At 37.5% G+C, this 20350-nt stretch carries 22 protein-coding genes; 20 read left to right on the forward strand and 2 right to left on the reverse strand.

The features are described from left to right. Positions 1–11: 11 nt before the first annotated feature. From JF53_RS04840 to JF53_RS04890, 11 genes are all read left to right on the forward strand, one after another. Positions 12–530, forward strand: coding sequence for a YqeG family HAD IIIA-type phosphatase (locus JF53_RS04840; RefSeq protein ID WP_047981430.1), 519 nt, complete (start codon positions 12–14; stop codon positions 528–530). Beyond that, entirely contained in the window at positions 530–1630 is a 1101-nt protein-coding gene (yqeH, locus tag JF53_RS04845) for a ribosome biogenesis GTPase YqeH (RefSeq protein WP_047981431.1), read from the forward strand. The genes JF53_RS04840 and yqeH overlap by 1 nt, the downstream gene beginning before the upstream one ends. Before the next feature lie 9 nt (positions 1631–1639). After that, the gene (gene aroE, locus JF53_RS04850; protein ID WP_047981432.1) at positions 1640–2479 is read left to right on the forward strand and encodes a shikimate dehydrogenase; all 840 of its coding nucleotides are present in this window, start codon (positions 1640–1642) and stop codon (positions 2477–2479) included. A gap of 4 nt (positions 2480–2483) precedes the next feature. Continuing rightward, positions 2484–2774: a ribosome assembly RNA-binding protein YhbY gene (yhbY, locus tag JF53_RS04855; RefSeq protein WP_047981433.1), complete on the forward strand. Its 291-nt coding sequence runs from the start codon at positions 2484–2486 to the stop codon at positions 2772–2774. Between the two features lie 23 nt (positions 2775–2797). Then, positions 2798–3367, forward strand: a complete 570-nt coding sequence (locus JF53_RS04860; protein WP_047981434.1) for a nicotinate-nucleotide adenylyltransferase — start codon at positions 2798–2800, stop codon at positions 3365–3367. Continuing rightward, positions 3354–3956: a bis(5'-nucleosyl)-tetraphosphatase (symmetrical) YqeK gene (gene yqeK / locus JF53_RS04865; RefSeq protein ID WP_047981435.1), complete on the forward strand. Its 603-nt coding sequence runs from the start codon at positions 3354–3356 to the stop codon at positions 3954–3956. Before JF53_RS04860 ends, yqeK begins: the two co-directional genes overlap by 14 nt. Then, positions 3928–4284: a ribosome silencing factor gene (gene rsfS / locus JF53_RS04870; RefSeq protein WP_083443547.1), complete on the forward strand. Its 357-nt coding sequence runs from the start codon at positions 3928–3930 to the stop codon at positions 4282–4284. Before yqeK ends, rsfS begins: the two co-directional genes overlap by 29 nt. A gap of 3 nt (positions 4285–4287) precedes the next feature. Further along, on the forward strand, positions 4288–5049 hold the full coding sequence (locus tag JF53_RS04875; protein WP_047981436.1) for a class I SAM-dependent DNA methyltransferase: 762 nt from the start codon (positions 4288–4290) through the stop codon (positions 5047–5049). A gap of 96 nt (positions 5050–5145) precedes the next feature. Continuing rightward, complete coding sequence (locus tag JF53_RS04880; protein ID WP_047981437.1) at positions 5146–5736, forward strand: helix-hairpin-helix domain-containing protein; 591 nt, start codon at positions 5146–5148, stop codon at positions 5734–5736. A gap of 64 nt (positions 5737–5800) precedes the next feature. Further along, positions 5801–6364: a ComE operon protein 2 gene (locus JF53_RS04885; RefSeq protein WP_047981438.1), complete on the forward strand. Its 564-nt coding sequence runs from the start codon at positions 5801–5803 to the stop codon at positions 6362–6364. Positions 6365–6385: 21 nt separating this feature from the next. Then, entirely contained in the window at positions 6386–8665 is a 2280-nt protein-coding gene (locus JF53_RS04890; protein WP_047981439.1) for a DNA internalization-related competence protein ComEC/Rec2, read from the forward strand. Positions 8666–8751: 86 nt separating this feature from the next. Here the strand turns inward: JF53_RS04890 and JF53_RS17180 are convergent, their stop codons facing one another. Further along, positions 8752–8886 carry a YqzM family protein gene (locus JF53_RS17180; protein WP_047981440.1) on the reverse strand — a complete coding sequence of 45 codons (135 nt, stop codon included), beginning with the start codon at positions 8884–8886 and terminating at the stop codon, positions 8752–8754. Positions 8887–9207: 321 nt separating this feature from the next. Here JF53_RS17180 and holA point away from each other — a divergent pair, with 321 nt between their 5' ends. Then, complete coding sequence (holA, locus tag JF53_RS04895) at positions 9208–10221, forward strand: DNA polymerase III subunit delta (protein ID WP_047981441.1); 1014 nt, start codon at positions 9208–9210, stop codon at positions 10219–10221. Positions 10222–10258: 37 nt separating this feature from the next. On the opposite strand, the gene rpsT is transcribed toward holA, so the two are convergent. Further along, positions 10259–10525, reverse strand: a complete 267-nt coding sequence (gene rpsT, locus JF53_RS04900; protein ID WP_047981442.1) for a 30S ribosomal protein S20 — start codon at positions 10523–10525, stop codon at positions 10259–10261. 199 nt (positions 10526–10724) lie between these two features. Here rpsT and gpr point away from each other — a divergent pair, with 199 nt between their 5' ends. The 8 genes from gpr (at position 10725) to dnaK (ending at position 20283) form a co-directional block, all read left to right on the forward strand. Further along, entirely contained in the window at positions 10725–11822 is a 1098-nt protein-coding gene (gene gpr, locus JF53_RS04905; RefSeq protein WP_047981443.1) for a GPR endopeptidase, read from the forward strand. Between the two features lie 116 nt (positions 11823–11938). Then, positions 11939–13108: a stage II sporulation protein P gene (spoIIP, locus tag JF53_RS04910; protein WP_053071918.1), complete on the forward strand. Its 1170-nt coding sequence runs from the start codon at positions 11939–11941 to the stop codon at positions 13106–13108. 14 nt (positions 13109–13122) lie between these two features. Next, positions 13123–13449, forward strand: a complete 327-nt coding sequence (locus JF53_RS04915; protein ID WP_047981444.1) for a hypothetical protein — start codon at positions 13123–13125, stop codon at positions 13447–13449. Between the two features lie 187 nt (positions 13450–13636). Beyond that, entirely contained in the window at positions 13637–15445 is a 1809-nt protein-coding gene (gene lepA / locus JF53_RS04920) for a translation elongation factor 4 (protein ID WP_047981445.1), read from the forward strand. Between the two features lie 80 nt (positions 15446–15525). Next, positions 15526–16686: a radical SAM family heme chaperone HemW gene (hemW, locus tag JF53_RS04925; protein WP_047981446.1), complete on the forward strand. Its 1161-nt coding sequence runs from the start codon at positions 15526–15528 to the stop codon at positions 16684–16686. Positions 16687–16763: 77 nt separating this feature from the next. After that, a complete protein-coding gene (hrcA, locus tag JF53_RS04930) occupies positions 16764–17798 on the forward strand; it encodes a heat-inducible transcriptional repressor HrcA (protein ID WP_047981447.1) in 1035 nt (344 codons plus the stop codon). 43 nt (positions 17799–17841) lie between these two features. Then, entirely contained in the window at positions 17842–18420 is a 579-nt protein-coding gene (gene grpE / locus JF53_RS04935; protein ID WP_047981448.1) for a nucleotide exchange factor GrpE, read from the forward strand. A 33-nt stretch (positions 18421–18453) separates the two neighbouring features. After that, positions 18454–20283: a molecular chaperone DnaK gene (dnaK, locus tag JF53_RS04940; protein WP_047981449.1), complete on the forward strand. Its 1830-nt coding sequence runs from the start codon at positions 18454–18456 to the stop codon at positions 20281–20283. Positions 20284–20350: the final 67 nt, after the last annotated feature.

A 20350-nucleotide genomic window follows, 5' to 3' on the forward strand; every position in this document is an offset into this window, starting at 1 on the left:
GGTGTAAGCAATTGTTAAGTAAATTTTTACCGAATGAACATGTGAAAAGTGTTTTTGAAATTAAAGCAGAGCTGCTAAAGGAGAAGGGAATAAAAGGTATTATTACCGATTTGGATAATACACTGGTTGCATGGAATGTCAAAAATGCCACACCAGAAGTGGTCTCGTGGTTTAAATCCATGCAAGATCATGGCATTAAAGTAACCATCATTTCGAATAATAAAGAAGAGCGTGTTAAAATGTTTTCTGAACCGCTCGGGACTCCGTACGTCTTCAGCGCAAGAAAACCATTAAAACGAGCATTCAAGGTTGCGGCAAAGCAAATGGAATTGAAAAAAGAAGAAATAGTTGTTATTGGGGATCAATTACTAACCGATGTGTTAGGTGGAAATTCGGCTGGATTTTATACAGTACTTGTGGTCCCAATTGTCCAGACGGATGAAAAAATAACACAATTTAACCGTAGAATTGAACGTAAAATTATGAACTATTTCAGAAGAAAAGGTAAGATTAGCTGGGAGGATAAATAATGGAATCCATTCATTGCTTAGGATGTGGCGTTGAAATCCAAACGGAAGATCCCAAAGGATTAGGCTATACACCGAAAGCGTCATTAGATAAAGAAACTATATTATGCAAACGATGTTTCCGTTTGAAGCATTATAATGAAATACAAGATGTTTCCATTCATGATGATGATTTCTTGAAAATGGTGAGTTCGATTCGCGATAAGAAGGGACTAGTCGTACATATCATTGATATTTTTGATGTGAATGGAACGATGATTAAAAGCCTGCCGAGAATAGTAGGGAACAATCCAATACTATTAGTTGGTAATAAAATGGATTTATTGCCAAAGTCTACTAACCAACGTAAACTAATACAATGGCTCCGTTCATCTGCTAAAGAGCTAGGATTAAAGGTAGAGGATGTGTTTTTAATTTCTTCTGCTAAAGGATATGGATTAGATGAATTAACAGAGCAAATAGAATTACACCGTAACAATCAAGATGTGTTTATTGTTGGCACAACAAATGTTGGGAAATCTACCTTTATTAATCGTTTGATAAAACAATCTGTAGGAGAAACCGATGTAATTACCACTTCCTACTTTCCTGGAACGACTTTAGGCTTTATTGAAATACCATTAGATGATGATTCTGCACTCATAGATACACCGGGAATTGTCAATCATACACAAATCGCGCATTACATTTCTGATCAGGATTTGAAAATAATAACACCTAACAAAGAAATTAAACCAAGAGTTTATCAATTAAATGCTGAGCAAACGTTATTTTTTGGTGGACTAGCACGATTAGATTTTATCAAAGGCGAGCGACAATCATTTGTGTGCTATTTTGCAAATCAATTACCGATCCATCGCACGAAACTGGAAAAGGCAGATGATTTATATAAAAATCATGTTGGTGAATTATTAGCACCTCCGGATGAGGAATCCTTACAAACACTACCGGAATTTACCTCTAATGCTTATCGCTTAACAGGTGATAAAATGGACATTGTGTTTCCCGGCTTAGGTTGGGTAACTGTTACCGGAAATAATACTACGGTTGTTGCGCATAGTCCAAAGGAAGTAGCCGTTTCAATTCGGAAATCGTTGATTTGAGGTGATAAAATGGACTATCGCTTCGCCTTAATTGGCTATCCAATCGGTCATTCCTTATCACCGTGGATACATCAACAATTTCTAGCTAAAACTAATTTAACAGGTTTATATACGCTAGAGGAAATGGAGCCCAATCAGTTTGAACGGAACTTTGCTACGGTAAAGTCCAAGAATTATAGCGGATTTAATGTTACACTACCTTTTAAGCAAACTATTATTCCATTTTTAGATGGATTAGATAGTCATGCAAAGGCGATTGGTGCGGTCAACACTGTTAAGAACGACCAGGGTAACCTGATAGGTTACAATACGGACGGTATTGGCTATCTCCGCTCCTTGGAAAGTGCTTATCCAAACTTGATTGAAAACAAGGATAAACGTGTATTAATTCTTGGAGCAGGTGGAGCTGCTAGGGCGATTTATTATGCGCTTAGTCATGGCGGATTCCAAACCATTGATATTGCTAATCGCTCGTTGGATAACGCGCAAAAGCTTGTGTTAATAAAGGCGTCAGAAACAACGACAAGAATCTTGTCTTTGCTAGAAGCAGAACAAGAATTATCCACCTATGACCTAATTATTCAAACGACTAGTATCGGCATGAAACCAAATGTAAATGAAATGCCGATGCCATTAACGAACGTAAAGCATACAGCCATTATTAGCGATATTATTTATCAGCCAATTTGGACAAAGTTTTTAAAAGCAGGAGCAATTAAAGGGGTAAACCTACATTTTGGTCATACCATGCTACTATATCAGGCCCAATATGCGTTTGAAATTTGGACTGGTAATAAGCCTTTAATGAACGATATGGAAACTAAACTTAAACAATTATTAGAAGGGTGATACCATGCTTACAGGCAAACAAAAACGATTTCTTCGTTCTAAAGCACATCATTTAAAACCAATTTTTCAAGTTGGGAAAATTGGGGTTAATGAAAATATGATTACACAAATTAACGAAGCATTAGAAAAACGGGAATTATTAAAGGTTAGTATTTTACAAAATTGTTTGGACGATAAGGAAACAGTTGCACAAGAATTACAAGCTGGAACAGATGCAGAAATTGTACAATTAATCGGAAACAATATTGTATTATATAAAGAATCCGTAGAGCATAAAGAAATTCAATTGCCATAACTAGCTTGTAAAGGGGTAAATCGATGAAGCGAATTGGAATACTTGGTGGAACATTTGACCCGCCACATATTGGTCATTTCATTATTGCCGAAGAGGTTCGTACAGCACTTCAATTAGAAGCGGTTTGGTTTATCCCAACGTATGAGCCTCCCCATAAACATGAAGCAGCAACCGATGCAGTTAGTCGGTGGGAAATGCTTAATTTGGTATTAGCGAATCATGCATCGTTTCAATTGAATACAATAGAAATAGATCGATCTGGAAAGTCTTATACCATCGATACGATGGTGGAGCTTAAAAAGCGTTATCCAGAAACGGAATTTTATTTTATTATCGGTGCAGATATGGTGGAGTATCTTCCGAATTGGTATCGAATTGATGAGTTACAGGAACTGGTTAATTTCGTTGGAGTGAAGCGAGCAGGTTATCAATTAGAGACTACATATCCCATTATCCAGGTAGAAATTCCAATGGTGGATGTATCCTCCAGTATGATTCGAGACCGTATAATGGCCAATCAATCGATTAAATACCTAGTCCCTGAGACAGTACATACGTATATTAAGGAGCATGGTTTGTATGAAAATAAATGAGGCCAAGGAAATAGTCGAAGCGCATTTAACAAAAGCCCGATTTGAACATTCATTACGGGTTGCAGATACAGCCGTTGAACTTGCAAAAAAATATAATGTATCTACGGAGCAAGCCGAATTAGCTGCGATTTTTCATGACTATTGTAAATACCGTTCATTAGAAGAAATGAAACGAATTATCATGACAAGCTATTTACCAAAAGATTTGTTGCAATATCACCATGAATTATGGCATGGCCCAGTTGCATCTATCCTAATCGAACAGGAATATGGGATTTATGATACTGAAATCCAATCGGCCATTTATTATCACACGACTGGTAGAGCTCACATGAGTGATTTAGAACTTGTTCTGTTTGTGGCTGATTATATTGAACCAGGAAGAAGCTTCCCAGGGCTGGATGACGTCCGGGAGATGGCAAAGACTAATCTTAGTAAAAGTGCATGGATGGTATCGCGTAATACTATTCAGTATTTAATGCAAAAGAAAAATCGTATTTATCCAGATACATTTCATGCATATAATGATTTAACGAAGCATTTAGAAGGAGGAACTTTGATTGAGCAAAAACTCATTGGAAATACTTAAACTAGCGGCTGAAGCATGTGATGACAAAAGAGCCGAAGATATTATCGCACTTGACTTAGGTGAGGTTTCCCTTGTGGCAGACTATTTCTTGATTTGTCATGGTAGTAATGAACGACAAGTACAATCTATCGCTAGGGCTGTAAAAGACAAAATGGAAGAAAATGATATTCATGTAAAGCGACTTGAAGGATTTGATCAGGCAAGATGGGTATTAGTTGATTTAGGGGATATCGTTTGCCATGTGTTTCATAAAGATGAACGTTCTTACTATAATTTAGAACGATTATGGGGAGATGCGTCACTAGTACCACTTGAGGTAGGCAATTAATTTATGGCATATCATCAAGTAATGGCGGAGTTGTACGATAAACTCATGGAAGATGCCCCTTATGATAAATGGGTTACCTTTACAGAAGCTGTACTAGAAAGCTATCAAGTTTCAGGCGCAAAGGTAGCTGACTTTGGCTGTGGAACAGGCGAAATCACGGTTCGTTTATCAGAAAATGGGTATGAAGTAACAGGGGTTGACTATTCCGCTGATATGTTAGCAATAGCGGAACAAAAAGGAACAGCTGCAAACCAAACTATTCGATGGATTCATCAGGATTTGAGAGAATTAGCTGGGATTTCACAAATGGATGTTGTGGTGAGCTATTGTGATGTGATGAATTATATTACAGCAAAAGAGGATGTACAGCAAGTCTTTAAAAATGTAAATAAAGCATTGTCTGATAATGGCTTATTTATCTTCGATGTTCATTCCTTACATCATGTGGAGCAAGATTTAGTTGACCATACGTTTGCTGATGTGACCGATGATAGCTCCTATATTTGGTTTTGCTATCCAGGGGAGTCGGAAGGTGAAATGTATCACGATCTCACATTCTATCATTTACAAAAGGATCACTATGTACGATTTGATGAATCTCATCACCAAAGAACCTATTCAGTTGCTACATATAGGCAGTTATTAGAAAATAGTGGCTTCGAAATTTTAAAGATTTGTGGTGATTTTTCGGTAGAAATGGCATTTTCAGAAGAAAATGCCGAAAGAATATTTTTTATAGCGCAAAAAAAGGACGAGATTAAGTAGTTTCTCGTCCTTTTTGTTTTTTGCATCATAGGGAAAGGTTTTGTATGATGACTACATCATGTGGTTAATATGAAACGAATTGGGAAGTGATCTACGTTGCTACAATTAATCCGTAAACAACTGGTATTCCTTCTTGTTGGAATTGGTGTTCTGATTACGATTATTGTTGTCTTTTCGATGCCGGATGCGTCTACTTCCGAGCTTACCCCGATTGCACCAGTTGAGCCAGCTAACCAGGAAGATGAACAAGCGGAACAAGCGGAAACAACTAGTGAAATTTTAGTAGATATAAAAGGGGCGGTTCTAGCACCAGGCGTGTATCAATTAGAAATGAATAGTAGGGTGCAGGATGCAATAGAAAAGGCTGGTGGATTTACAGAAGTAGCTGATCAGACAGTAATAAATCTTGCACAAAAAGTATTTGATGAAATGGTCCTCATGGTGCCAGAAAAAGGCGAGACGGTGCAAAATAGTGCTGGAGATGCTCAACATGCAAAAGTAAGAATTAACTATGCGACCGAGGAAGAAATACAACAACTAACAGGAATAGGACCAGCAAAAGCAAAAGCCATCATTGAACATCGTGAAACATACGGAACGTTTAGTAAGCTAGAGGACTTACTAGAGATTTCTGGGATTGGGGAGAAAACACTAGAAATCATTCAAGAGGAGATACAAATTCCGTAGTTGTTTGACGATACTAATAGTAGAGCGGTAAACTAGAAACGACAATAGGGGAGGAATGACGCGTATGGAAAGAATTTCATGGAATCAATATTTTATGGCGCAAAGTCAATTGTTAGCACTTCGAAGTACCTGTACCAGACTGATGGTAGGTGCGACAATTGTTCGTGATAAACGAATTATAGCGGGTGGTTATAATGGAAGTGTTTCAGGTGATGTTCATTGTGTAGATGAGGGCTGTTATGTGATAGATGGCCATTGTGTACGAACGGTCCACGCAGAAGCAAATGCACTCCTACAATGCGCTAAATTCGGTGTTCCAACGGAAAATGCCGATGTATATGTAACGCATTTTCCATGCTTACAATGTACCAAACAATTAATTCAAAGTGGAATTCGAACCGTCTATTATGCCGAGGATTATAAAAATCATCCATATGCACTTCAATTGTTCAAAGAAGCAGGGGTTCAAACACAGAAGGTTGAATTAGATTACTTAGCCCTTGATATGAAATTTAAAGAGAAGAACGACTTCGTTACGAAGCTACTTGCGTTAGTTGACACAGAAGCGGTCGATCAAACCGAACTAGCATCCTTAAGGGATGAAGCAAATGAATTATTTCAGCGATAGTGCTACAATGGTGCGGTTTCCATGAAAGGGTACTGGTATGTTGCTGATATTGCTGCTTTGGCAAGTATCTTTGTAAAGATGTTTGATAATTTATTGTTTGGGTTTGGATTACTTATTTGGTTTGTGGTCTTATATAAGACCAATCGGTTAGGGAAACTACCAATCGTAATTTCCCTAACCTGCTTCTTATTTTTCTCCTATTATATCCCTTCCATCTCTACTCCTAATACCATTGAAGAAAGCCAAGAAATGACCGTCACCGGCAAAATTAGCAGTCCAGTTTCTACCACGGATGCTGTTCTCCAATTTAGGATTCGGGATGAACAATCCAACCAATTACTTCAAGCCACCTTATTTAATCCGCCAGTAAATAAAAAGGAAATTTCTACAATTAAGTATGGTGCGATATGTCAACTTAATGGAGAAGTAGGACAGCCTGAGGGTGCCCGAAATCCGGGGCAATTCGACTTTCAGCACTATTTAGCCTCCAGTGGTGTTCACTACGAACTAGTGCTAGATTCGCTAGCGGATGTAAGTTGTACAGGCGCCTCCAAGCTGTCCGTGTTATATTCCCTGCGTGAAAAGCTTATGACATATGTTTCTACCCATTATAGTGATTCAACTAGCTCATGGTTGAATGCGCTTGTACTTGGTGATGACGGTGGAATCCCAATAGATACAGAGGAGCTATTCCAACGCTGGGGTCTTTCCCATTTACTCGCGATTTCCGGTCTACATATTGGTTTAGTGGTAGGGTTCGTGTACTTTATTTTTTTAAGGATGGGCGTAGTTACGAGAGAAAAGTCGATGTGGATTATGATGGTTTTTTTGCCAATTTATGCTGTTTTAGCCGGTGGTGAACCGTCTATTTGGCGAGCGAGCTTAATGGTGCTTCTTGTAATTTGTGTGCAGAAACTAAAGCTAACGATTTCAATAACCGATGTCATTAGTATTATATTTCTTTGCCTGCTAGTAGTGGATGGTTACATCATCTATCATGTCGGCTTTCAACTATCCTTTTTAGTTTCATTTGGTATTATATTATCCAGAAAGTGGCTATCAAATAGTACATCACCATTTATTACCTTATTGAAATTAAGTTTTGTTGCGCAGCTTGTGATTATCCCGTTACAAATACTCTATTTTTATAATTTTAATCCACTATCAATAATTCTCAATATCATTGTTGTACCATATTTTTCGTTTTTTGTTATTCCTTTAATGTTTATCCTTTTATTTCTATCACCAATCCCATTTGTATCATCCATTTTAGATCAATTCTTTTCCTGGATTCATGAACTGTTATTTCTACGGCTATTGGACGTTATTGATCAGACAAGCTATTTTCCGTTCATTACGGGTATTTTTCCTGGAATAGTAATTGTTTTTTATTATGTAGTTTTACTTCTATTTATGTATTCGTTACAGCGAGAGCGTGTGGTGCGTGCTGTACAATATGGGGTTATGCAAGTACTTGTAATCGTATTTTTAGTGATTCGACCCTATTTTTCACCTGTCGGCACGGTTACAATGCTTGATATTGGGCAGGGGGATTCCTTTGTTATGGAATTACCTTATCGGAAAGGGACTATCTTGGTAGATGCTGGGGCATCTTTTTCGTTCGAAGATATGGAGCCAAAGGAAACGAACTACACGCAAATTATTAAGCCGTATCTTCAGTATCGTGGCATTTCGAAAATTGATGCGATTTTTGTTAGTCATGAGGATATTGATCATGTAGGTAGTGTGAATTTCATTACGGAAGACTTTGAGGTCGACAAAATTATTATTAGTTCTTATTATTCCCTTGATCCAGAGACAGTAGTGTATTGGCGTGAAAAGGGAATTGAGGTGATTCGTGTCAACCAAGGTGACGAGCTATTGTTAGGAGACTACAGGTTTACCATTCGATCACCAGGGGTAGATAGAAATGGAACAAATGAAAATTCGTTAGTATTTGATGTTAGACTTGGGAAGCAAAATTGGTTATTCAGTGGTGATATTGATAAAGAAGCGGAACTAGCTATTTTAAATCGCTATCCGAATATCAATATTGATATTTTAAAGGTTGCTCATCATGGTAGTAACACTTCAAGTGATCCTCAGTTTTTGAAATCAATCCAACCTTCGTATGCTTTAATTTCAGTCGGTAAAGGAAATTCCTATGGACATCCGACAAAGGAAGTCATTGACCTACTTGCCGAGGAAGGAATTATCGTGCTCCGAACAGATCAACATGGTGCGATTCAATATCGTTTTACGGATGATGGTGCCGGAACATTTTATCGTTTTTTACCATAGGATAGGAATAGAAATTAGACAAAAAAACAAGAAGAGACAGGTACTAAAACCAGTCTCTTCTTGTTACGGTTTACGTTTCATATGTATTAAGAACCAACGACACTAATAATAACACCAATCACAAAAATTAGAAGGAAGAAAATTAAAGAAAACGAAAATCCTTTAATTGAATCAACTACATCGTTATTTTTGGATTGTGGATCCTGTTCAAATTCATTCATCGCTAACCCTCCTATTTCACCTAATAGTATAAATTATTTACATAAAAAAATCTACATTTGACAAGAAAAAGTCGCAATTTTATGCATCCCCAAAATTAGAAAGAGTTAACAACTATACTTTTTACAAGAAAGGTCATGCTAAAAAGGAAAGAAAAACATCGTTTATCAGTTGTTTCTAGGGCAACATGATAGACGTTCATATAGATAGGGAGGGGAATTCCGTTGGAGCTAACCTTTTTACGAATTTCCCTCTCAGGTTTTTCTTGCTATTCACAAGTAGAGCCTTTACCATTATGTATATATCAAAATGGAGTGAATAGCATGACGTATCGTGAAGCTGTGAAGCAAATAAAAAAGAAAAATATACCTGAAGTTATTTTATTATATGGAACAGAGCATTATTTTATCCAACAAATCAAGGATATGGTGATCAAGGGTATTCTTTCGGAAGATGAAAATTTATCTACATACGATTTAACAGAGACCTCTATCCAAGAAGTTATTGCCGATGTGGAGACATACCCATTTTTTGGAGACCGTAAGCTAGTGGTCGCTACAAATGCAACGTTTTTAAAAGCAAAGCCCGATAAATTACCATTTGAGCATCAATTAAGTGTATTAGAGCAATATGTGGAGCACCCGGTAGATTATTCGATATTGGTGTTAATTGCACCTTATGAAAAAATCGATGAACGAAAAAAAGTAAGTAAGCAATTAAAACAACGGGCATTAGTTGCAGAGTGCAATCCAGTAAAAGAATATGAATTAACGAATTGGATTAAGGATTTAGCCAATCAATTACACATTTCAATCGCTGATGATGCCTTTCAAATATTTGAGAATGAATTGTCAACAGACTTGAATATGATTGAGAATGAATTAAAAAAAATCGCACTGTATACTGGTGAGGGTGGGACGATCACAAAAGAAATTGCAGAAGAATTAATTTCTCACACCATCAATAATACGGGGATACGACTAGTTGATGCCGTAATTGAAGGGAATTTACCTAAAGCGATTACGATTTATAAGGATTTAGAAAAAATGAAGGAAGAACCTATCGCTTTAATTGGATTATTAGCCTTTCAGTTTCGGATGATTCTTCGTGTGAAATTGTTAAAGCAAAAAGGCTATAGCTCTGGTCAAATGCAGAAGCAACTGGGAGCGCATCCGTATGTGATTAAAGTAGCACTAAGTCGTGAAGCGAAGTTTTCGGTACAGCGTTTAGAAGCAATCATGAATAAACTAGCTGAAACAGATGCAGTGATGAAGCAAGGAAGAATGGAAAAGGAATTAGCTTTCGAACTGTTATTATATTCATTGATACGAAATTAAAAAAACGATCCTAATTTATTGGGATCGTTTTTTATGTTTATGCTCCAAGTCCGTTAACTTTTTTCGTTAAACGAGCTTTTTGACGGTCACCAGTGTTTTTATGGATAAGTCCTTTTTGCACTGCTTTGTCAATTTTTTTAATGGTAGCTAGTAATGCAGTTTTTGCATTCGCAGCATCATTTGCTTCAACAAATTTTTCTACAAGCTTTATTTGTGAACGCATTTCAGATTTGTTTGCTTGGTTTTGAGTACGTTTTTTATTGTTTACCTCAACACGTTTAATTGCGGATTTAATGTTAGCCATTGTGATATTTCACCTCCTAAAAAAACTCAGACGTTCATTACATTGAACAAGAGACATTTTACCAAAGTTGGAGCTTGTTTTCAATAACAATCTATTTATCCATTCATAATTCGTATGATTTTAAGAAAAAAGTGAACGCTAATTTTATAGCATTTTATCTACTATTTTAAGACTTTTTCGATGGAAGGAAGCGATCATAATGGATAATCAAACAGATAAATTTCAGGCTCGTACAGATTTGGCTGTAGAAGCAAAGGATATGTATGTGGAGAAGGAAACGCCAGAAGAAGATCAAATTAAAGGGGTACAGCTAAAGGATCGAGAAGAAAATGGAATTAAAATTTCGTATGTAGAAATTGATTCAGAAGGGGCGGAATTGCTTGGAAAAAAACCTGGCTCCTATGTAACGATATATGCAGACGGTGTAAAAAAACAGGATACGAAGCGGCAGGAGGATGCGGCAAAGATTCTTGCTCGAGAACTAGAGCAATTGTTAGTGAAAAATAATATTCCCAAGGACGGCACCGGTCTCATTGTTGGGTTAGGGAATTGGAACGTCACGCCAGATGCACTTGGACCGATGACCGTTGAAAAAATTTTGGTTACGAGTCATTTATTTAAACTGGAGCATCAATCTGTTTCGGAGGGATATCGACCAGTTGGTGCGGTTACCCCTGGAGTAATGGGTGTGACTGGAATTGAAACGAGTAATATTATTTTTGGGATAGTAGAAAAGTTTCAGCCTGATTTTGTCATAGCGATTGATGCATTAGCCTCACGCTCCATTGAGCGTGTGAATGAGACAATCCAGCTCTCAGACTCTGGGATACATCCAGGTTCAGGTGTTGGAAACAAGCGTAAAGAGCTAAGCCAGACAACACTTGGTGTTCCAGTGTTAGCAATTGGCGTTCCAACTGTAGTGGATGCGGTCACGATTACGAGTGATACCATTGATTTTCTCCTAAAGCATTTCGGACGGGAATTTAGGGAGAAGGATCGCCCATCAAAGGCATTAGCACCAGCAAGCATGTCCTTTGGTGGCAAAAAGTTTACAGAAGAGGACTTACCAGATGAAGAAAAACGCCAAACATTTATGGGTATCGTAGGTAATCTACCTGAAGATGAGAAGCGTAAATTAATTGCAGAGGTTTTGACCCCGATTGGCCATAATTTAATGGTTACCCCGAAAGAAGTAGACGGTTTTATGATTGATATGTCTCACTTATTAGCAAATGGAATTAATGCTGCATTACATGAGGCTGTTGATGTTGATAACTTTGCATCGTATTCACGGTAGAACGGGCTTGTATGCATAACTCTATTAAATCTTGTTAATTATGAGAGTATTGGTTCTACCTTTTTATGTTTCGTCATAGATTTTACTATAGACAAACTTAAAAAGGGTGAACAAGCATGCTACGAAGGAATGGAGTTACACCTAAATCACCATTCTATTTAATAGTTCAAAAAAGTTTTATCTATATGGTAATCATAACGCTTTTGTTTGGATTAATCGGTTTCTTTACAACAATCTCTCCGACACTTCGGATTTCTTCCCATACCATCACTAATTGGACAAGTGGTATGGAAGGAACTAGCTTTGTTTATCTGTTAGGGATGGAAAACAGGGCGTTTTACGAAGGATTACCAGAGGATACCGAATTGCCAGGACTAAGTGCTTCCTTGTTGCAGATTGCAACGAGTATTAAACCGAATGATCCAAGAAGCTTACTCGGTAATGAATTACCAGGATTTTCGATATATGATAGTGAAATATTTATTGCTGGTGAAGGAACGAACTACACGAATCTCCCTGTAGAATCTACCCCACCATTAGAGGATGTATTACGTGATCGAGATGCGATAATCGATGAAGATCCAGAAGAAGATAATTCGGAAGAACCAGATGATAATGGACCGACAACAGGGGAAAAGAATGTCGTATACATTTACAATACACATAATTATGAGTCCTTTCTACCGCATTTACCAGGGGTCACGAATCCAGATTTAGCTCAGCATAATGAAGTGAATGTCACGATGGTTAGTGATCGACTGGCCAAAACATTACGAAACAACGGGATTGGAACAGTTGTTAGTGATGCAGACACAATGAAAATATTAGATGAGCAAAGCTTGGATTATACACAATCTTATGCGGCAATAAGAGACAGTGTGGAAGAAGCTTTTGCAACGAATAAAGATATACAGTATGTCTTTGATATTCACCGGGATTCGTTAGGGAGAAAAGAAACAACTAAAGAAATAGACGGGGTTTCATATGCAAAAGTGGCTTTCGTCATTGGTGGAGAGTATGAAGGATATGAAAAGAACCTAGAATTGGCTACTAAACTACATTATATCATGGAAGAAAAATATCCAGGTTTAAGTAGAGGGGTATTACCACCAAAAAAAGGACCGGGAACAAATGGTGTTTTCAACCAAGATTTACATGATAATGCTGTTCTAATTGAAATTGGTGGCGTGGATAATAATTTCGATGAATTATATCGGTCAGCAGATGCGTTAGCAGAGGTATTTAGTGAATTTTATTGGGAAGCCGAAAAGGTCAATGCGGACTAAAGGAGGGTTCAGTTGTGTTTAAATTTTTCTCAGTATTATTATTGCTTGTGGTTTGTTTTCTAATAGGAACCATCGTTGGTATAGATCGTTCTGAACAAACTGGTCCTCCAGCAGAAATCGCAGAAGAGACCGTTGACGTATCATCAGGAATTTCCCAAACAGCTCAGTCAGAAAACCAAGATACAGAAATAGTTGATAGTGAGACAGTAGCACAGGAGTTATCACAAATGAATCAGGATCATCTTAGCCAGAAGACAGCATCCTTTATTGAAGTAATTGTAAAGGGGTTTTATGATATTGTCGTTGAAATCATGTATCAAATCTCACAGTTATTTATCTAAGATCATCGGAAAGGAGTCACTACTTTGGTAGTGGCTTTTTTCTTCTAGCAATAACTCCTTCTTGAAACTAAAGGGCGCAATTGCTATAATCATCCTAGCAATCAACCGAAATAATAAAAATAGTAATAGTACGGAAAATTTGTACTTTTATCAATTGGTAAAAGGCAGGTAGGAGTGAACAGCACGTATGGCAAGAAAACAGGCTAATGTACGAAATTTTTCAATTATCGCGCATATCGACCACGGGAAGTCAACATTGGCAGACCGTATTTTAGAAAATACACAAACCGTTACAAAACGTGAAATGAAAGAACAGATTCTCGATGCGATGGATTTAGAAAGAGAACGCGGGATTACAATTAAATTGAATGCGGTCCAATTACAGTACACAAGTAAAAGTGGCGAGGAATTTATATTCCATTTAATTGATACTCCTGGACATGTTGATTTTACATATGAGGTATCTAGAAGTCTTGCGGCATGTGAAGGAGCTATCCTTGTTGTTGACGCAGCACAGGGAATTGAGGCGCAGACACTGGCCAATGTATATCTTGCTCTTGATAATGAACTGGAAATTATCCCGGTAATTAATAAGATTGATTTACCAAGTGCTGATCCAGACCGTGTAAAACAAGAACTTCAAGATGTTATTGGAATTGATCCGGATGATGTAATATTAGCTTCAGCGAAGGCTAATATAGGGATCGAGGATATATTGGAGCGGATTACAGAAGCAATTCCAGCACCTGTTGGAAACCCAGAAGAGCCATTAAAAGCACTTATCTTTGATTCGTTATACGATTCCTATCGTGGTGTAGTAGCTTATGTATGTGTGAAAGAAGGTTCTGTTAAGGTTGGCGATCGTATCAAAATGATGGCTACTGGAAAAGAATTTGAAGTAAATGAAGTAGGGGTATTCACACCGAAGCAAGTTCCGAAACAGGAGCTAACTGTAGGAGATGTAGGATACTTAACGGCTTCCATTAAAAATGTGAGTGATACACGTGTAGGGGATACAATAACCTTAGCCGCAAACCCAGCAGCTGAACCACTTCCAGGTTACCGTCGGATGAATCCGATGGTTTATTGTGGGCTATATCCAGTTGATGCTAGTCGCTACAATGACTTACGTGAGGCATTAGAGCGGTTGGAATTAAATGATTCTGCATTACAATATGAAGCAGAGACATCACAGGCGTTAGGGTTTGGCTTCCGTTGTGGATTCTTAGGTCTACTCCATATGGAGATAATTCAAGAGCGTATTGAGCGGGAGTTTAATATTGATTTAATTACAACCGCACCAAGTGTTATATACGAGGTTGAAAAAACAGATGGCGAACTTATTTCTATCGATAATCCATCTGTTATGCCTGATCCGCAAGTGATTCAAGAAATCAGAGAGCCTTATGTTAAGGCAACGATTATGGTTCCAAATGAATATGTTGGAGCAGTAATGGAAATATCACAGAAAAAGAGAGGGCAATTCATTGACATGGAATATTTAGATGATATCCGTGTCAATGTAATTTATCATATTCCTCTTTCGGAGATCGTTTATGATTTCTTTGATCAATTGAAATCCAATACAAAGGGCTATGCTTCCTTTGATTATGAATTAATTGGTTACCGTACGTCTAAGCTAGTGAAAATGGATATTTTACTAAATGGTGAGACGATTGATGCGTTATCATTTATCGTACATCGTGATTTTGCGTATGATCGTGGGAAACAGATTGTTGAAAAACTTCGAGAACTTATTCCAAGACAACAATTCGAGGTACCGATACAAGCAGCAATCGGGAATAAGATTGTTGCACGATCTACCATTAAAGCCATGCGTAAAAATGTACTAGCAAAATGTTATGGTGGGGATATCTCGCGTAAACGTAAATTATTAGAGAAGCAAAAAGAAGGTAAGAAGCGTATGAAGATGGTGGGATCTGTAGAAGTCCCACAAGAAGCATTTATGGCCGTGTTAAAAATGAATGATGAATAGATGAAGGGAACAGGAGAACTTTGTCAAAAGGTTTTCCTTTTCTTTTTAAGCCACGTACTACTTGAGGAAGGTGAAACGAAATGTCTATCCAGTCTGTCTATATCCACATCCCGTTCTGTCAGCAAATTTGTCACTACTGTGATTTTACAAAGTTTTTTTACGATGAACAATCAGCTACAAAATATATTGAGGCGCTATCGAATGAAATTAATGTTCAAGTTAGTGGCGAAAAAAATTACGTTAATACAATCTATATTGGTGGCGGAACACCAACGGCGCTAAATCATAACCAATTGGAAGCCTTACTTAAACTAGTGAATCAAAAATTTGATGTAGCAAACTGTAAGGAATTCACGATAGAGGCTAATCCTGGAGATTTTGATGAGGCTAAGGCAAAGCTCTTAAAAGATTATGGCGTAAATAGAGTCTCTCTCGGTGTTCAAGTATTTGACGATGTTATGCTACAAGAGCTTGGTAGAGTACACCGTGTTGCAGATGTATACAAAACGGTTGATTTATTAAACCAACAGCATCTAGCGAATATTAGCATTGATTTAATCTATTCTTTACCGAATCAAACCGCCGCACAATTTGAACGTACGGTAACAGAGGCGTTGTCATTCCAACTACCACATTACTCCTCTTATTCGTTACAAATAGAGCCGAAAACCATGTTCTATAATCGCTATAAAAAAGGCCAATTACATCGACCGGCTCAAGAGGAAGAAGTACAAATGTATGAAATACTTAAATCAAAAATGAACGAGAATGGTTTGGTTCAGTATGAAATAAGTAATTTTGCAAAACCGGGATTTGAAAGCAACCATAATTTAACCTATTGGAATAATGATTATTACTATGGTTTTGGTGCGGGTGCAAGCGGCTATTTGCCTGGAAAACGAACCCAAAATATTCGACCATTACCAGCGTACATTAAACAAGCGATGGTTGACGGTAATCCGGTTTTAAAAGTAGAATCAATTGGATTAAAAGAAAGAATTGAGGAAGAATTATTTTTAGGATTGCGTAAACTAAGTGGTGTCAGTAAAAAACAATTTAAAGCTAAGTTTGGCTTTTCACATGAGAAATTATATGAACAAAAGATTAAAGCACTGGTTCAAAAGGGCTGGTTAGTGGACGGAGAAGAGACAATCTATTTGACGGACCAAGGTGTGTTGTTTGGAAACGAAGTGTTTGAGAATTTTCTTTTAGATGAGCAGGATTTAAAGCAAGTCAATTGACAAAAAAATAAGGATTTGATAATTTATTAGTAGAATTAGCACTCGGGTAATGAGAGTGCTAACAGGGGTGATTTATTATGTTGACAGATAGGCAACTACTGATTTTGCAAGTTATTATCGATGACTTTATTGAATCAGCTCACCCAGTTGGCTCGCGTGTTATTTCAAAAAAAGATCAAATTTCCTATAGTGCTGCCACCATTCGCAATGTGATGGCTGATTTAGAAGAAATGGGTTACATTGAAAAAACCCATTCTTCATCTGGGCGAGTACCTTCAGAAAAGGGATATCGCTACTATGTCGATCATGTAATTGCACCAACAATGGAAAAGAGCAACCTAAATATAATCCGCGATTTAATTCAGGGGGAATTTATTGATTTTGAAAAGCTTGTTCAAAAGTCTGCTGAGGTGCTATCTGATTTAACGAGTTATACGTCCATTATATTGGGGCCAGAGGTTTTCGAAACGAAGGTGAAACAGCTTCAAATTGTTTCAATATCTGATCATACCGCTGTTGCGATTCTGGTGACCGAATCTGGGCATGTTGAACATCGTTCCTTTACAATTCCAGCTGAGATAAGTTCCATGGACTTAGAAAAAATGGTAAATATCCTAAATGATCGATTGAAAGGTGTTTCCCTTGCCAGATTGCCAGAAGTGTTAAATTCTGAGGTTATTAATTTAATGAAAATGTATGTTCAGGATTTTGAAAAATCCTACGAATATCTTGCCTCTGCTTTCTTTAATGAGCAACCAGTTAAATTATATATTGGTGGAAGAACAAATCTACTAATGCAACCAGAATTTAATGATATCAATAAGATTAGATCCTTTTATCGAATGATGGAAAACGAGGATCAAGTGGTTAATCTTTTAAAATCACCTCAACGCGGGATCAAGGTAACAATTGGAACTGAAAACGAGATAGATGCGATTAAAGATTTTAGTCTGATTACCGCTTCATACAGTTTAGGTAATGACCAGATGGGTACGATTGCACTACTCGGACCAACAAGAATGGAATATCGTAAAGTAATCACATTATTAAATGCCCTATCAAATGAAATGACAGATGCATTGTACCTATGGTATAAAAACAACGGCAAGTAAATTTTAAAAAACACTTTGCTGAGCAATTTTGGAGGTGCCTAGTTTGGAAGAAAAAAATTCAACTGAGGTTGCAGAAGAGAATGTAACAGAAGCTACTGATGTGAAAGTAGACGATCAGAATGTAGTTGAAGATGAAGTAACAAATGAAGAAGAAACAGAAGCTACTGACAACACGGCGCAAGAATTAGCGCGTGTAACGCAGGAAAAGGACGAGATTTATCAGCGTTTACTAAGAACACAAGCTGAATTTGATAATTTTAAAAAGCGTACCCAAAAAGAAAAAGAAGCAGATCGAAAATATAAGGCACAGGACTTCGTAACGGAACTTCTCCCTGCGATTGATAATTTTGAGCGTGCCATGAATGTAGAAGTAACGGACGCTAATAAAGGATTACTGGATGGTCTATCCATGGTCTATCGACAGCTAAAAGACGCACTAGTATCACAAGGTGTTGGAGAGATTGAAACTGTTGGTAAACCATTTGATCCGAATCTTCACCAGGCTGTTATGCAGGTTGAGGACGACGAAATGGAATCAAACACAGTAGTGGAAGAATTACAAAAAGGTTATGTATTAAAGGATCGCGTTATTCGACCAGCTATGGTTAAAGTAAATAAATAAAAGTTGAAGTAAGCAATCAAGGAGGAAATAGCTATGAGTAAAATCATTGGAATTGACTTAGGAACAACAAATTCATGTGTTGCAGTAATGGAAGGTGGGGAAGCGGTAGTTATACCTAACCCAGAAGGAAATCGTACAACACCATCTGCTGTCGCATTTAAGAATGGTGAAAGACAAGTAGGAGAAGTTGCTAAACGTCAAGCCATAACAAACCCAAATACAATTCTTTCTATTAAACGTCATATGGGAACAGATTATAAGGTTAATGTGGAAGATAAAGATTACACACCTCAAGAAGTTTCCGCTATTATTCTTCAGTATTTGAAATCATATGCAGAAGACTATATTGGTGAAAAAGTAGAAAAAGCTGTTATTACAGTTCCTGCATACTTTAATGATGCAGAACGTCAAGCAACAAAAGATGCTGGTAAAATTGCTGGGCTAGAAGTGGAGCGTATCATAAACGAACCAACAGCAGCTGCATTAGCGTATGGTATTGAGAAAAGTGACCAAGATCAAACGATTTTAGTTTATGACTTAGGTGGCGGTACGTTTGACGTATCGATTCTTGATATTGGCGATGGTACTTTTGAAGTTATTGCAACTGCGGGGGACAACCGCCTAGGTGGAGATGACTTTGATGAAGTGATTATCGATTACTTAGTTCAAGAATTCAAAAAAGAAAATGGTATTGATCTTTCCAAAGATAAAATGGCAATGCAACGTCTGAAGGATGCTGCTGAAAAAGCGAAGAAAGACCTTTCTGGTGTATCACAAACACAAGTTTCACTACCATTTATCACTGCTGGAGAAGCAGGACCACTACATTTAGAAATGAATATGACACGCGCTAAGTTTGAAGAATTATCTGCAGGTTTAGTTGAGCGTACGATGGTTCCTACACGTAAAGCATTACGTGATGCTGATTTAACAGCAAATGATATTGATAAAGTAATTCTTGTTGGTGGATCTACACGTATTCCTGCTGTACAAGAAGCAATCAAACGAGAAATAGGTAAAGATCCTTCTAAAGGTGTCAACCCGGATGAAGTAGTAGCGCTTGGTGCTGCTATCCAAGGTGGTGTCCTACAGGGTGATGTAAAAGATGTTGTATTACTTGACGTTACACCACTTTCATTAGGTATCGAAACAATGGGATCAGTATTTACAAAATTAATTGAACGCAATACAACTATTCCAACTAGTCATTCACAAGTGTTCTCTACAGCTGCTGATAACCAAACAGCGGTAGATATCCATGTCCTACAAGGTGAACGTGAAATGGCTGCAGATAATAAAACACTTGGTCGTTTCCAATTAACTGATATCCCGCCAGCACCAAGAGGTGTTCCACAAATTGAGGTTACCTTCGATATTGATGCCAATGGTATTGTAAATGTGCGTGCGAAGGATATGGGTACCAATAAAGAACAATCGATTACCATCAAATCTTCCTCTGGTCTATCAGATGAAGAAGTAGAAAAAATGGTACGTGAAGCGGAAGAAAACGCTGAAGCCGATAAGAAACGTCGTGAAGAGGTTGAACTTCGTAATGAAGCAGACCAATTAATCTTTACAACAGATAAAACAATCAAAGATTTAGCAGATAAAGTTTCTGAAGAGGAAAAACAAAAAGCAGAAGCTGCTAAAGAAGAATTGAAGGCTGCGTTAGAATCCAATGATATCGAACAAATTAGAACGAAAAAAGATGCGCTACAAGAACAAGTACAACAGCTATCTGTAAAGCTATATGAGCAAATGGCACAGCAAAACCAAGAAGCACAAGGTGAAGCTGGTCAAGAAAATGCAGACGATGTAGTGGATGCTGATTATCAGGAAGTCGATGACGAGGATAAAAAGTAAGTAAATAAACGTTTAGTGAAAACAAAAGTCAAAGTCAGGACCTTCTTGGCTTTGACTTTTTTTCACG

The sequence above is a fragment of the Ornithinibacillus contaminans genome (assembly GCF_001038425.2).
Taxonomy (GTDB): Bacteria; Bacillota; Bacilli; order Bacillales; family Amphibacillaceae; genus Ornithinibacillus; species Ornithinibacillus contaminans.

Coding starts and splice junctions, on each gene's coding strand:
- yqeH (WP_047981431.1), top strand. CDS start 530: ATGGAATCCATTCATTGCTTAGGATGTGGCGTTGAAATCCAAACGGAA.
- aroE (WP_047981432.1), top strand. CDS start 1,640: ATGGACTATCGCTTCGCCTTAATTGGCTATCCAATCGGTCATTCCTTA.
- yhbY (WP_047981433.1), top strand. CDS start 2,484: ATGCTTACAGGCAAACAAAAACGATTTCTTCGTTCTAAAGCACATCAT.
- JF53_RS04860 (WP_047981434.1), top strand. CDS start 2,798: ATGAAGCGAATTGGAATACTTGGTGGAACATTTGACCCGCCACATATT.
- yqeK (WP_047981435.1), top strand. CDS start 3,354: ATGAAAATAAATGAGGCCAAGGAAATAGTCGAAGCGCATTTAACAAAA.
- JF53_RS04875 (WP_047981436.1), top strand. CDS start 4,288: ATGGCATATCATCAAGTAATGGCGGAGTTGTACGATAAACTCATGGAA.
- JF53_RS04885 (WP_047981438.1), top strand. CDS start 5,801: ATGGAAAGAATTTCATGGAATCAATATTTTATGGCGCAAAGTCAATTG.
- JF53_RS04890 (WP_047981439.1), top strand. CDS start 6,386: ATGAAAGGGTACTGGTATGTTGCTGATATTGCTGCTTTGGCAAGTATC.
- JF53_RS17180 (WP_047981440.1), bottom strand. CDS start 8,886: ATGAATGAATTTGAACAGGATCCACAATCCAAAAATAACGATGTAGTT.
- holA (WP_047981441.1), top strand. CDS start 9,208: ATGACGTATCGTGAAGCTGTGAAGCAAATAAAAAAGAAAAATATACCT.
- rpsT (WP_047981442.1), bottom strand. CDS start 10,525: ATGGCTAACATTAAATCCGCAATTAAACGTGTTGAGGTAAACAATAAA.
- gpr (WP_047981443.1), top strand. CDS start 10,725: ATGGATAATCAAACAGATAAATTTCAGGCTCGTACAGATTTGGCTGTA.
- spoIIP (WP_053071918.1), top strand. CDS start 11,939: ATGCTACGAAGGAATGGAGTTACACCTAAATCACCATTCTATTTAATA.
- lepA (WP_047981445.1), top strand. CDS start 13,637: ATGGCAAGAAAACAGGCTAATGTACGAAATTTTTCAATTATCGCGCAT.
- hemW (WP_047981446.1), top strand. CDS start 15,526: ATGTCTATCCAGTCTGTCTATATCCACATCCCGTTCTGTCAGCAAATT.
- hrcA (WP_047981447.1), top strand. CDS start 16,764: ATGTTGACAGATAGGCAACTACTGATTTTGCAAGTTATTATCGATGAC.
- dnaK (WP_047981449.1), top strand. CDS start 18,454: ATGAGTAAAATCATTGGAATTGACTTAGGAACAACAAATTCATGTGTT.